The 14,526-nt window shown below is 39.0% G+C and carries 13 protein-coding genes; 8 read left to right on the forward strand and 5 right to left on the reverse strand.

The features are described 5' to 3' along the window. Window positions 1–82: 82 nt before the first annotated feature. The 8 genes from NMU02_RS12135 (at window position 83) to NMU02_RS12170 (ending at window position 8,603) form a co-directional block, all read left to right on the forward strand. Window positions 83–937 (forward strand): DUF5106 domain-containing protein, encoded by an 855-nt coding sequence (locus tag NMU02_RS12135; protein ID WP_255028201.1) that lies wholly within the window; start codon window positions 83–85, stop codon window positions 935–937. A gap of 184 nt (window positions 938–1,121) precedes the next feature. Further along, window positions 1,122–1,955 (forward strand): 3'(2'),5'-bisphosphate nucleotidase CysQ, encoded by an 834-nt coding sequence (cysQ, locus tag NMU02_RS12140; protein ID WP_255028202.1) that lies wholly within the window; start codon window positions 1,122–1,124, stop codon window positions 1,953–1,955. Next, window positions 1,952–3,511, forward strand: a complete 1,560-nt coding sequence (locus NMU02_RS12145) for an SLC13 family permease (protein WP_255028203.1) — start codon at window positions 1,952–1,954, stop codon at window positions 3,509–3,511. The genes cysQ and NMU02_RS12145 overlap by 4 nt, the downstream gene beginning before the upstream one ends. An 8-nt stretch (window positions 3,512–3,519) precedes the next feature. After that, window positions 3,520–4,131: an adenylyl-sulfate kinase gene (gene cysC, locus NMU02_RS12150; RefSeq protein ID WP_435522043.1), complete on the forward strand. Its 612-nt coding sequence runs from the start codon at window positions 3,520–3,522 to the stop codon at window positions 4,129–4,131. A gap of 24 nt (window positions 4,132–4,155) precedes the next feature. Continuing rightward, window positions 4,156–5,067, forward strand: a complete 912-nt coding sequence (gene cysD, locus NMU02_RS12155) for a sulfate adenylyltransferase subunit CysD (protein WP_255028205.1) — start codon at window positions 4,156–4,158, stop codon at window positions 5,065–5,067. Window positions 5,068–5,079: 12 nt separating this feature from the next. Then, complete coding sequence (gene cysN, locus NMU02_RS12160; RefSeq protein WP_255028206.1) at window positions 5,080–6,519, forward strand: sulfate adenylyltransferase subunit CysN; 1,440 nt, start codon at window positions 5,080–5,082, stop codon at window positions 6,517–6,519. Window positions 6,520–6,522: 3 nt separating this feature from the next. After that, window positions 6,523–7,629, forward strand: coding sequence for a cholesterol-responsive sulfotransferase (locus tag NMU02_RS12165; RefSeq protein ID WP_255028207.1), 1,107 nt, complete (start codon window positions 6,523–6,525; stop codon window positions 7,627–7,629). A gap of 17 nt (window positions 7,630–7,646) precedes the next feature. Continuing rightward, complete coding sequence (locus NMU02_RS12170; protein ID WP_255028208.1) at window positions 7,647–8,603, forward strand: PCMD domain-containing protein; 957 nt, start codon at window positions 7,647–7,649, stop codon at window positions 8,601–8,603. Between the two features lie 76 nt (window positions 8,604–8,679). Here the strand turns inward: NMU02_RS12170 and NMU02_RS12175 are convergent, their stop codons facing one another. From NMU02_RS12175 to NMU02_RS12195, 5 genes are all read right to left on the reverse strand, one after another. Next, the gene (locus NMU02_RS12175; RefSeq protein WP_255028209.1) at window positions 8,680–10,296 is read right to left on the reverse strand and encodes an ABC-F family ATP-binding cassette domain-containing protein; all 1,617 of its coding nucleotides are present in this window, start codon (window positions 10,294–10,296) and stop codon (window positions 8,680–8,682) included. A 210-nt stretch (window positions 10,297–10,506) separates the two neighbouring features. Beyond that, window positions 10,507–11,445, reverse strand: coding sequence for a ribose-phosphate pyrophosphokinase (locus NMU02_RS12180; RefSeq protein ID WP_255028210.1), 939 nt, complete (start codon window positions 11,443–11,445; stop codon window positions 10,507–10,509). A gap of 63 nt (window positions 11,446–11,508) precedes the next feature. Next, on the reverse strand, window positions 11,509–13,242 hold the full coding sequence (locus NMU02_RS12185; protein WP_255028211.1) for an alpha-amylase family glycosyl hydrolase: 1,734 nt from the start codon (window positions 13,240–13,242) through the stop codon (window positions 11,509–11,511). A gap of 18 nt (window positions 13,243–13,260) precedes the next feature. Continuing rightward, the gene (locus NMU02_RS12190; protein ID WP_255028212.1) at window positions 13,261–14,106 is read right to left on the reverse strand and encodes a patatin-like phospholipase family protein; all 846 of its coding nucleotides are present in this window, start codon (window positions 14,104–14,106) and stop codon (window positions 13,261–13,263) included. Between the two features lie 90 nt (window positions 14,107–14,196). Continuing rightward, window positions 14,197–14,496: a Dabb family protein gene (locus tag NMU02_RS12195; protein WP_255028213.1), complete on the reverse strand. Its 300-nt coding sequence runs from the start codon at window positions 14,494–14,496 to the stop codon at window positions 14,197–14,199. Window positions 14,497–14,526 lie beyond the last annotated feature (30 nt).

A 14,526-nucleotide genomic window follows, 5' to 3' on the forward strand; every position in this document is an offset into this window, starting at 1 on the left:
ATGACCATAACAACCGGAAACAGGGCTTTCTCTAAAAACAATCAGGAGTAAGCCCTGTTTTTATAATTACAATATTGGGAATATGAGAACTGTATTTATAATTTTATTGTTCGCTAATATCCTGTTTACGGCAACATCCGCCGGAGAAACACTTCACACGATTATGCCGGATTATTCCGAATATCTGAAGGATACGACCGAGATATATCATAATGATCCCGTCACGAAAAGAAAGAACGACGAATCGAAAATACTCGATTATATAAAAAGCCTGCAGAAATTATCGCTAAACGAACAGAAAGAACAAATTAAAAAAATGTTCTCCACTTTTCCCACCCAATGGAATATTACGACAGCCACTTTATCGGCTTTTTGTGAAGACATTCTCGGAGATCCCGATTCGCCCTATTACGATGATGAATTATATATAATATCGATAGAAGAAACCATAAATTCCGATCAGTTATCAGATGACCAAAAAATACGACCGCACGATCTTTTGAATATGGCTTTGAAAAATCGACGAGGAGAAAAGTGTTCCGATTTTACATTTATTTCCAGAAACGGACACAAAGAACAACTATTCGATATCGATACGGAGTTTACAATTTTATTTTTCTATGACCCCGATTGTGAATACTGTTTGAAGGTAAAAAAAGAATTATCGAATCATATCCTATTAAATAAACTTATCGAAGAAAAAAAACTTACGATATTGGCCGTTTATCCCTTCGGTAATATCGAATTATGGAATTCACATAAAAACTACATGCCTTCAAACTGGATAGATGCTTTCAACTCCGGTGGATCTGTTTTCGAAAATTCTCTATATGAATTACGGACGATGCCTGTTCTTTTTCTACTCGATAAAAACAAAACGGTAATTCAAAAAAATAGTACGGTCAGGAAAATAATCGGATATATCGAAAAAATTTAATCCATATTCTGGTATATACGCACAGTCACAAAAACTTTCATTTAATTGTAAGTTTTCGCAAAAAAAGATATAAAATCTTTATTTTCACGCCATATTTAGAATATCAGCCCTATTTTTCTATTTGAAAAAAGCCCGAAATACCCAATTTATAATTAAGTTTGCAGTTTGAAAATTAAAACCTATAATGAAAGAGAATTATCTGAATATAGCTATTACTGCTGCACTTCATGCAGGCCGCAAAATATCTGAAATTTACAATGACCCTTCATCTGATTTCGAGATTGAACGCAAGGCCGATAATTCTCCGTTGACCATAGCCGACCGGAGTGCTCATAACATAATAATGTCGTATCTCGAGAAAACTTCGTTCCCTATATTAAGTGAAGAGGGCAAACATTTACCTTTCGAAGAACGTAAAAAATGGGATACTCTTTGGATTGTAGATCCGTTAGACGGGACTAAAGAATTTATTAAGCGTAATGGAGAATTTACGGTAAATATAGCCCTTGTACATAATGAGGTACCCATTTTAGGAGTCATTTATGTTCCCATTCAAAAAATGCTTTATTTTTCTGATATTAATATAGGAGCATATAAAACCGGACCGATAGAATACCATAACGATCTCGAATGGAAAAAAATAATAAAAGAGGCAAAAAAAATGCCTTCGGAAAATCCCCATCCCGATAAAGTCATAATAGTTGCCTCTCGTTCGCATCTTAGTCCCGAAACAGAAAACTATATAAATAAATTAAAAACTCAGGGAAAATCCGTTGAAACGATATCGAGTGGAAGTTCTATAAAAATTTGTCTCGTTGCCGACGGCGTAGCCGACCTATATCCCCGTTTTGCTCCGACAATGGAATGGGATACCGCTGCCGGACACGCCATTGCCATCGGATCGGGGAAAGAAATATATCAATACGAAGAGGAAATACCTCTGCAATACAACAAAGAAAATTTACTAAACCCTTGGTTTATTGTAAAAGATAAACAACCTGAAAATCAGGAAGAATGACTTTTGAAATATTTTTTACTCTTTTGGTCCTTACCGGGATGATAGCGGCCTTGGTTATGGATAAAATGCGTCCGGGAATGATCCTGTTCTCGGTTGTAATTTTATTTATGCTTGTGGGAATACTTTCACCCAAAGAAGTTTTGGAAGGATTCAGCAATAAAGGAATGATTACCGTAGCTCTGCTTTTCCTTATCAGCGAAGGTATAAGGCAAACCGGAGCGATTAGCCAGTTGATAAAAAAGTTACTTCCCGATAAGAAAACAACCATATTTAAAAGTCAGTTGCGTATGCTGCCTTGTATAGCGGCAATTTCGGCTTTTTTAAACAATACTCCCGTAGTCGTTATTTTTGCGCCGATCATAAAACACTGGGCTGCAAAACAAAACCTACCGGCTACGAAATTTCTTATCCCGCTTTCGTATGCAACGATATTAGGAGGGGTATGTACATTGATCGGGACATCGACAAACCTCGTCGTTCACGGAATGATTCTCGAGACCGGCCGTCAAGGGTTCAGCATGTTCGAATTGGGAAAAGTAGGGATATTTATTGCCTTGGCCGGTATTATCTATATTTTCTGTTTTTCGAATAAACTTTTGCCCAATCGACGGAAAGATCCTGTTTCTGAAGATTCTGAAGAAGAAAACCACCATGAACTACATCGTATCGAAGCAGTCATCGGCCCGCGTTTTCCCGGTATAAACAAGTCACTTAAAACCTTTGATTTTATGCGTCATTACGGCGCCGAGGTAAAAGAAATAAAACGGAACGGAGAGAGCTTTACCCAAGACCTTGAAAATATCCCGTTTCGTGACGGAGATACTCTCGTACTGATAGCCGACGATGATTTTATTCCTACATGGGGAGAATCTTCGGTCTTTTTAATGTTAGCCAACGGAAAAGACATCGATATACATCAGAAGGGTAATAAAAAAAGACGTTGGTTCGCCATGCTTTTACTTATTTTTATGATTACCGGTGCTACCGTCGGCGAACTGCCCCGAGTAAAGGAAATGTTCCCTAACCTGAAACTCGACATGTTCTTTTTCGTATCGATAACGACCGTTATCATGGCGTGGGCAAAATTATTTCCTCCTAAAAAATATACTAAATACATATCCTGGGACATCCTTATAACGATTGCCTGCGCTTTCGCTATCAGCAAGGCTATGGAAAATTCCGGGTTTGCCGATATGATTGCTTCCTATATCATCGGTTTAGCCGATAATCTGGGACCCCATATGTTACTGGCTTTATTATTTATCATTACGAATTTATTTACCGAAATCATCACCAATAATGCTGCAGCAGCACTTGCCTTTCCGATAGCATTGTCACTGTCGACCCAACTGGGAGTATCGCCGACGCCTTTCTTCGTCGTTATCTGTATAGCAGCATCGGCAAGTTTCTCAACTCCCATCGGTTATCAGACAAATCTTATTGTACAAGGTATCGGAAATTATAAATTTACCGATTTTATCCGGTTCGGTTTGCCATTGAACATTATAACCTTTTTATTATCGGTTATACTTATACCCTTATTCTGGAAGTTTTAATATTGATTATGAAAAATAATATTTATCCCATATTCGACAAAATGTTGCAACGCTCAGATAAAGAGCAATTATTGAAACAACACAGTGTTATGATCTGGTTTACAGGACTTTCTGGATCCGGGAAAAGTACACTCGCAATTGCTCTCGAAAGAGAGTTGCACCGCAGAGGATTACTATGCCGCATATTAGACGGAGATAATATCCGATCGGGAATCAATAATAATTTGGGGTTCTCACCCGAAGACCGCATCGAAAATATTCGTCGCATCGCAGAAGTAAGCAAACTTTTTGTTGATAGCGGCATTATCACCATAGCCGCATTTATAAGCCCCAGTAACGAAATGCGCAAACTCGCATCGGATATCATAGGTAAAGACGATTTTATAGAAGTATTTATAGATACTCCTCTCGAGGTATGTGAAGAACGTGATGTAAAAGGTCTTTATGCAAAAGCCCGTCGGGGTGAGATAAAAGAATTTACGGGTATTTCGGCACCTTTCGAACAGCCAGAACATCCCGATTTACGTCTGGATACTTCAAAACTCGAAATCGGAGATTCGGTAAAGAAACTGCTCGAACTCATACTTCCGAAAGTAAAACCGGAAACAACCAATAACTAACCGAAAGATCAAAAATAAAATATTATGTCTGAAAAATATAAATTAAGCCATTTACAGGAATTAGAGGCCGAATCGATACATATTATCAGGGAAGTCGCTGCCGAATTCGAAAACCCGGTTATGCTATACTCTATCGGAAAAGATTCCTCGGTAATGGTACGGTTGGCAGAAAAAGCTTTCGCACCCGGGAAAGTACCTTTTCCATTGATGCACATCGATAGTAAATGGAAATTTAAAGAAATGATTAAATTCCGTGACGACTATGCAAAAAAATACGGTTGGAATTTAATTGTAGAATCCAATATGGAAGCATACCGTGCCGGAGTGGGACCATTTACTCACGGCAGTAAGGTACATACCGATCTGATGAAAACCCAAGCGTTATTAAACGCACTCGACAAATATAAATTCGACGCCGCTTTCGGAGGCGCCCGTAGAGACGAGGAGAAAAGTCGTGCCAAAGAGCGCATTTTCTCTTTCCGGGACAAATTTCATCAATGGGATCCCAAAAATCAACGCCCCGAATTATGGGATATTTACAATGCTCGGGTTCACAAAGGGGAAAGTATTCGCGTTTTTCCCCTCTCTAACTGGACCGAATTGGATATTTGGCAATATATCCGACTCGAAAATATCCCTATCGTCCCCTTATATTTCGCAAAAGAACGCCCTATCGTAAATATCGACGGAAACCTTATTATGGTTGATGACGACCGCATGCCCGAAGAACTTCGCAAACAAGCCAAACCCATGATGGTAAGATTCCGTACATTAGGTTGCTATCCTCTTACAGGTGCTGTTGAAAGCGAAGCCGATACTATTGAAAAAATCGTAGAAGAAATGATGACGACAACCAAATCGGAACGTACTACTCGTGTGATCGACTTCGATCAGGAAGCCAGTATGGAACAAAAAAAACGTGAAGGTTATTTTTAAAAAGATGAAATCATGGCAGAAAAATTAAATATAAAAGAATTTCTCGATCGGGATGAACAAAAAGACCTGCTTCGGTTTTTAACGGCCGGCTCGGTAGATGACGGAAAATCGACCTTAATCGGAAGATTATTATTCGACAGTAAAAAAATATACGAAGACCAATTGGATGCCCTCGAACGTGACAGCAAACGTATGGGTAATGCCGGTGAACACATCGACTATGCTTTACTACTCGACGGTTTGAAAGCCGAACGCGAACAAGGTATTACCATAGATGTCGCATACCGTTACTTCTCGACCAATAACCGAAAATTTATTATTGCCGATACTCCGGGACACGAACAATATACCCGGAATATGATTACCGGAGGTTCTACCGCTAATCTGGCCATCATTTTGGTAGATGCTCGTACCGGGGTAATTACACAAACACGTCGACATACCTACCTGGTATCTCTATTGGGAATAAAACATGTCGTATTGGCAGTTAATAAAATGGACCTCATCGACTTCGATGAAACCCGTTTTAATGAAATCGTTAACGATTATACGCGATTTATTACACCATTGGGTATCGAGGATGTCAATTGTATTCCGCTTTCGGCTCTCAATGGGGACAATGTAGTCGAAAAATCTCCTCGTACACCCTGGTATAAAGGGCCCTCGTTACTCGAATTCCTCGAAACCGTGCCCATCGACCGGGACCGTAATTATTCCGATTTCAGATATCCTGTACAATATGTTTTACGTCCAAATCTCGATTTCAGGGGTTTTTGCGGAAAAATATCTTCAGGAATCATACATAAAGGTGATGAAATAATGGCTTTGCCTTCCGGGAAAAAGTCGAAAATAAAAAGCATCGTCACATACGAGGGGGAACTCGAATATGCCTTCCCGCCGCAATGCGTAACGCTTACACTCGAAGACGAAATAGACATCTCCCGGGGAGAAATGCTCGTGCGTCCCGATAATCTACCCATAACCGACCGGAACTTCGAAGCTATGCTGGTATGGATGGATGAAGAGGAAATGAATACGAACAAACAATTTTTTATAAAACATACCACCAACACAACTCGAGCACGCATCGACAGCATAAAATATAAAGTAAATGTAAACACGATGGAACGTTCCTCCTGTGAGAAACTTATATTAAACGAAATAGGGCGTGTCGTATTCACAACAGGTAAAGAATTATTCTTCGACCCCTATACCAAAAATAAAAACACAGGAGCCTTTATTCTCATCGACCCGATAACTAACAACACGAGTGCGGTAGGGATGATCATCGACAGGATAGATGCTAAAGATATGGTTCAAGACGAGTCTTTCGCCATACTGGATCTTCCGTCTTTAGGTATCGATCCAACACATTACGAAGCAATTACCCAAATTTGTACCGAATTAAAGAAACAAGGAATACCTGTAAAATGTATCACCGAAAAAAAATAAATTATGGGGCTCATCGAATTTGATAAACTTCCCATCAATACATTAGTGGGAGCCGATTGGAAAACATTCAAGGCAATTACCGATGGAAAAGTAATCGATAAGAATTTCCGTAAAAAATACATTCTTACCAAATCGGTATGCCGATTACTAAGCTCACTCAACGGAATAGAAGAACACCGATATAATAAACTGTTGGCCGATAAAGAACTCGAAACAGACCCGATGTTCATACTCGGTCACTGGCGTAGCGGGACGACATTTGTGCACAACGTCTTTTCCTGTGATAAACATTTCGGTTACAATACGACCTATCAGACTGTTTTTCCCCACTTAATGTTATGGGGACAAGGATTTTTCAAAAAAAACATGTCGTTTCTGATGCCTGATAAACGACCTACCGATAATATGGAATTAAAAGTAGATTTGCCTCAGGAAGAAGAATTTGCATTAACCAATATGATGCCTTACTCCTTTTATAATTTCTGGTTTTTACCTAAACACACGATGGAGTATTGTGATAAATATCTTATTTTCGAAACTATTTCCGAAAAAGAACGTCAAGTTTTTAAAGAACAGTTTCTGAAACTAATAAAAATATCATTGTATAATACCCAAGGCACTCAATTCCTGAGTAAGAATCCGCCCCATACGGGACGAGTTAAAACTCTACTGGAGATGTTCCCGAATGCTAAATTCATATATCTGAAACGCAATCCGTACACAGTATTCGAAAGTACCCGGAGTTTCTTTACCAATACCATACAACCTCTCCGACTACAAGATATATCGAACGAACAGATAGAAAAGAATGTTATTGAGGTATATAAAAAATTATTCTATAAATTTGAAGAAGAAAAACATCTTATTCCCGAAAATAACCTCATAGAAGTAAAATTTGAAGATTTCGAAGCAGATGCATTCGATATGACACAACATATTTACCAGCATCTGAAGCTCGAAGGTTTTGAAACGTCGAAAGCCGAAATTGAAAAATACCTCGGGAAAAAGAAAGGATATAAGAAAAACCAATATAAATACGATGAACGCACGGTTAAAACAGTAGAAGAAAATTGGGGGTTTGCCCTCGAAAAATGGGGATATAACCTGTAATTATAAATCGTAAAAAAATGAATTTCAATAAAAAAAGCTTATTGACTTATGCTTTGCTGGGAAGTTGTATATGTACTTTACCGGCACAGAAAAAGGTTCCTCTTGCTTTTGGTAATATGGACCAATGGGTGACTCGTAACATACATGAATCGGGAATTATCGGAGGACAAACAAAACACCTATATGAAATAGGCCCGACCGAAACAATCAACAATAACGACGCCTATAAAAACCGGGGAGGTTCACCCTGGGCAAATTCAAACGTGATGGCCCGTGTCGCAGGGATAACCAAAACCAATACTTCGGTTTTTCCAGAAAAACGGGGAAACGGCTATTGCGCACGACTCGAGACCCGAATGGAATCCGTTAAAGTATTAGGGATAGTAGATATTACCGTACTCGCCGCCGGATCGGTATTCCTGGGATCGGTACTCGAACCGATTAAAAGTACAAAAAATCCACAAGGTGTTCTTAACTCGGGTGTACCGTTTACTCAACGTCCGAAAGCGATAGAGTTCGACTACAAAATAAAATTAGCTCCTGAAAAACATCGTATTCGCGCCACGGGGTTCAGTAAAATTACTGATGTAGAAGGTATGGATATGCCAGGAGTTATTTTGCTATTACAAAAAAGATGGGAAGACGAAAAAGGAAATATTTTCGCTAAAAGAGTCGGCACGATGGTCATATATTATACAAAAGATCAGGACTGGAAAAACAATGCCCATTACGAAATTCTTTACGGGGACATTTCTAAGCACCCCAAATTTAAATCATATATGCGTATTCAGGATGAAAATCGATATGCCGTAAATAGCAAAGGGAAAAATGTTCCCATAACAGAAATCGGTTGGGCTGATGAAGGAGATATTCCCACTCACATGATCCTGCAATTTACATCCAGCCATGGAGGGGCATATATAGGTGCTCCCGGAAATACTTTTTGGATAGACAATGTTTCTCTTATTTATTGAAATTAAATAAATATGCGATAATAAAAAGACCGGAAAAGTATAATTTCCGGTCTTTTTATTATCGCATATTTACTATTTATTTACCATATAAGCGTAAACGCATTGCCGCTACTTTTTCGTCAGTAATATAATCATCATAATCCATCATTTTATCTATTATACCATTCGGGGTAAGTTCGATTACACGATTACATACGGTCTGTATAAATTCATGGTCATGCGACGACATAAGAACATTTCCTTTAAAGTTCTGAAGTGTATTATTAAAAGCTTGTATCGATTCAAGATCGAGGTGGTTGGTCGGTGAATCGAGTATCATCGTATTGGCATTTTTCATCATCATCCGGGCAATCATACACCTCATTTTCTCTCCTCCCGATAATACCGAAGCACTTTTCAATAATTCATCTCCAGAAAATAACATTTTGCCCAAGAAACCTTTCAGATATAACTCACTGGTATCTTCTGAAAACTGAGCCAGCCAATCTACCAAATTAAGGTCGGTATTAAAAAAAGAAGAGTTATCGAGCGGCAAATAGGCCGTCGTAATCGTTTGCCCCCATTCATAAGATCCATCATCAGCTTTTGTTTCGCCATTTATAATATCGAAAAGTGCCGTCATAGCGCGAGGATCTCGAGAAATAAAAACAATCTTATCATCTTTTTCGACAGTAAAATTCACATCTTTAAACAGCAATGTTCCTTCTACCGATTTTCCCAGGCCTTTCACTTCAAGAATCTTATTACCAGGTTCTCTTTCGGGGGTAAATATAATTCCCGGATAACGGCGTGAAGAAGGTTTTATCTCTTCGATATTCAATTTCTCAAGCATTTTTTTACGACTGGTCGTTTGCTTCGATTTCGCCACATTTGCACTAAACCGTTGAATAAATTCCATCAATTCTTTTTTCTTCTCCTCGGCTTTCTTATTTTGGTTCTGCTGCTGCCGCAAAGCCAACTGACTCGATTCATACCAGAAACTATAATTCCCGGCAAATAATTCTACCCGATTGAAATCGATATCTACTGTATGGGTACATACCGAATCGAGAAAATGTCGGTCGTGAGATACGACCAACACGGTATGCTCGAAATTCGACAAATAATTCTCGAGCCACATAACCGTTTCCAGATCGAGATCATTGGTAGGCTCATCCAATAATAGATTATCGGGTTGTCCGAAAAGCGCCTTAGCCAACAAAACACGTACTTTTTGTTTACCGCTCAGGTCTTTCATCAGCATATAATGCAAATCTTCCGTAATGCCCAAACCGCTTAACAAGTTGGCAGCATCGCTTTCTGCGTTCCATCCTTCCAGTTCGGCAAACTTTTCTTCCAGTTCTGAAACTCTTATCCCATCGGCATCACTAAAATCCGGTTTAGCATATAGGGCATCTTTTTCTTTCATGATATCCCATAATACCGTATGTCCCATCAATACGGTATCTATCACTGTAAACTCATCAAACGCAAAATGATCCTGGCTGAGAACAGAAAGACGTTCTCCCGTACCCATAGAAACGGTCCCATGCGTAGGATCTATTTCACCGCTTATCGCTTTCAGGAAAGTAGATTTTCCAGCACCGTTCGCCCCGATAATACCATAACAGTTTCCGGGGGTAAATTTCAGATTAACATCCTGAAATAGAACTCTTTTACCAAACTGTATCGCCAAATTATTAACCGTAATCATATTTCAATCTTTTTTATCCGGCCGCAAAGGTAGTCATTTTCTACCACATTATAGAGTAAACATTCTACAATAGCCGCAAAGCAACCGGAAATTAATCTCGAATCTTCCTTTTTTTTGACTTACCGAAAACCATAAAAACCAGAAAATCGTAAAAAAAAGGTCCTGCCATAATATAACCGGCAGGACCTTCGACGTATAAAAACAATTTCTTTAGATAATATACTGTGAACTTATCGACTCGTTTTCGTAAACACGACGTATCGTATCGGCAAACATTTCCGCAATACTAATCGTATTTACTTTCGTGCTCTCTTTACAATAAGGGATACTATCGGTAAATATCATTTCAGTCATTTTAGATTTTTCGATACGTTCGGTAGCAGGATCAGACATAACGGCATGACTTGCAATCGCACGCACCGATAAGGCTCCTTTACTCATCATCAAATCGGCTGCTTTGGTAATTGTTCCAGCCGTATCTACCATATCATCGATCAGCACCACATTTTTACCTTCGACATCACCAATTACAGTCATACTTTCCACTTCATTAGCCTTAGCTCTCGATTTATGACAAAGCACGAGGGGAACCCCGAAATATTTGGCATACGAATTAGCCCTTTTAGAACCTCCGACGTCGGGGGTTGCAATTACCATATTCTCAAGATTCAGCGAAGCGATATAAGGACCGAAGACAGAAGATGCATATAAATGATCAACCGGTACATTAAAAAATCCTTGTATCTGATCGGCATGCAAATCCATCGTTATTAGACGACTGATACCGGCCACACTCAACAGATCGGCAATAAGTTTCGCTGCGATCGAAACACGAGGTTTGTCTTTACGGTCCTGACGGGCCCAGCCAAAATAAGGAATTACGGCAATAATCGATTTAGCCGAAGCCCTTTTCGCGGCATCAATCATCAACAAAAGTTCCATGAGATTGTCGGAATTGGGAAAAGTCGACTGTACCAGATATACCTGACAACCGCGTATCGATTCTTCAAATGAAACAGCAAATTCACCATCGGCAAAATGCTGAATGTTCATGTTCCCTAATTCACAACCTAAACTATTACAAATTTTCTCAGCAAGATAACGGGAATTGGTTCCCGAGAAAACCTTAAAAGGAGGGGTCTGGCTCATTGTGTTTTTAGAATAAATTCTATAGTGGTTAATTTTTCTGCAAAGGTACAATTTCTATTTATATTATAACCTATTAATCTTATTTTTTTCCTTTTCACTTTTTCCTGAAATAAGCTTTATCTTCCATACGACAGCATTATCAGCCGACACAGCACTGTAAAACATCCGATCGGGATGAATTGAACAAGTTGTTACAGCTCCTCCAAGTAATTCGGTACACTCACCATACTGTGGCTCGATTTCCAGTACATCGAAAGCATGATCCGGAATACGTATCCCGACCGAAACATCACGATCATCGAAATTAGCGATAATGACCAGTAACTCATTGCCGTATTTTCTTAAAAAAGCATATTGGCGGTTCGCATCGAAACAATCATTATCCAGATTAACGTACATCAAATCGAAAAACGAGCCTTCGCGAATAGCAGCTTCTTTATTACATAGCGTAAGCACTTTCTTATATATTTTACGAAGTTCCTTCTCCCCGGAAGAAAGATTCGATACCGTACAGTTCCCTTTATTATACCAATTACGTACAGAAGCAATGCTCCAATAATCAAAAATAGTCGTACGCCCGTCGTATCCGCTAAAACCTTCTTCGTCTTTCCCCGGCTCACCCAGCTCCTGGCCAAAATATATCATCATGGGATTCACATTCATCATTGCTGAAACGACTAATGCCGAAACAGCTCTGAATGGATCGCCGGCAAACTCTCCCGAAGCAATTCTTTGCTCATCATGATTTTCCAGAAAATTAAGCATATGAGAATTTATACCATCAAGAGATTGCCAACTGCGAGTAATCTGTGTCGCCGAAGCATGTCGACAGATAATACTGCGCAATAAATCATACAGCCCGACTTTATCATATAAATAATCGAATTTACCATCGAAAATATAATACCGATATTCATGTGGGTTATAAATTTCAGCAATAAATATAACTGCAGGATATTCTTTTTTAACCAAAGGAATCACCCATCCCCAAAACTCTACCGGAACCATCTCAGCCATATCGCAACGGAAACCATCCACTCCTTTTTCACACCAGTAAAGCAAAATATCTTTCATCTTTTCCCAAGTATCGGGTACCGGATCGAAATATTTTTTATGGCCATGCATATAATCCACACCATAATTAAGCTTTACAGTTTCGTACCAATCATTACAATTGGGATAAGCACCGAAACAATCATTCCCGGTCGCCTTGGCCGGATATTCGGTATACTTGTCAGGGCCCTCTCCCAAATAGAATTGCCCTGCAAATTCCTGTCGCGGAATATAATAGAAATTATTATTCGGTAAAAAATGCACCGTCGTATCGTCATTTTCTCCCAAGTCCTTTATTCCAGCCGGTTTCGTATCCGATCTATACTGACGGGCAACATGATTAGGAACAAAATCCATGATCATTTTAAGACCGGCATCATGTGTTCTCGCTACCAAATCTTCAAATTCACGCATCCGATCTGAAACATTTACAGCCAAATCGGGATCTACATCATAATAATCTTTTATCGCATACGGAGACCCGGCTTTCCCTTTTACAACATGTTTATTATCCTTTGTAATACCATAACGGCTATAATCGGTTTGCGTAGCATGCTCGATAACGCCAGTATACCATATATGCGTACACCCCAATAACCTGATTTCACGCAATACCTTCGGTGTAAAATCGACAAATTTTCCTACACCGTTTTCCAGTAAAGTTCCATTAGGTTTACATGTCGCATTCATATTTCCAAATAAGCGTGGCAATACCTGGTATATGATTATCTTATTTTTCTTCATACCTTCTTTCTGAATCTTTTAAAAAAACGGTTTCTTACTTTCTTCAGGTTTAAGGAGTTCTTTCCCGATAAGATCGGATGACTCTTTTAACATCAGCGTATTCCGGGCAGCTTCATAACCGAATCGAGCTATCTCCCGTAATTTTACAATGTCGAATATATTAAAATGCGCAATTTCTTCAGTTTGTATCAACACATCGCATAATTTTGCGTCGAATAAACTATTGCTTTTAAAAATAAAACTATACGAACGTTCGGCAATCCCCAGTAAAGTCTGTTTGTATTCTTTTGCTACCAAAGGATTTACATTTACTCCGATAACGATATCGCAACTCTGCCGTATCGTCGAAACCGGGAAATTTCTGAAAACTCCGCCATCGACATAATGTACCCCATTAATTTTAATCGGAGGGAAAATAATCGGAATACTACATGATGCGCATACCACTTCCACAATAGGACCTTTGGCAAAGGTCGTAGTTTTCCCTTTATCGAGATCGGTTGCCGATACGATAACCGGGATAGAAAGATCTTCGAAATTATTAGCCCGCAATACTTTCTTCAAAAAATTACGAAAACGATCTATTTTGAAAAAACCAGCACGGGGCATTGTAATCTCAGCCAGATCACTGAAATTAAGACGAGAAAACAAATCGATAATCTCATCGGGTGAATACCCGTCGGCATACAATACTCCGATGATCGATCCTGCACTTACACCCGAAATAATATCGGGGCGAAGCCCCATTTCTTCAAGAGCCTTTAAAGCCCCTACATGAGCAAATCCCCTCGCTCCTCCTCCGCTAAGGGCTAAACCTATCCTGTAAGGTTTGATTGTAGCTAAACTTTTTTCTTCATTTATCATGAAGCTAAGTTATTAAAAAGTCATCGCCTACCCAAACAAACCGTTTATTTTATTTCGAAAAATATAGAATCGTTTCTTTAATATGAAATGTCAAAATTCATAATCGACACATGCCCTACCCTCTTTTACATCTTTGATAATCGCTGCTGCCGCCAAATGTTCCGGATGATTGGCATAAACCGACAAATCATGCATATTATCGAAAACCGTTACCAGTGCCACATCATAATCTTCGGCAGAGTTCACATTTATACCGACTTCAATACTCTTTAATTCAGGTATTATATCTTTCAATGCTTCCAAAGCCGATTTAAAACGCTGCATTATCTCCATTTTAGCCTTGGAAGATTCCATCCTTTTCAGTTTAAATAAAACGATATGTCTGATCATATTAAAAATTATTATATTTGTATTAAAATG

It is taken from the genome of Coprobacter tertius, from assembly GCF_024330105.1.
Lineage (GTDB): Bacteria > Bacteroidota > Bacteroidia > Bacteroidales > Coprobacteraceae > Coprobacter > Coprobacter tertius.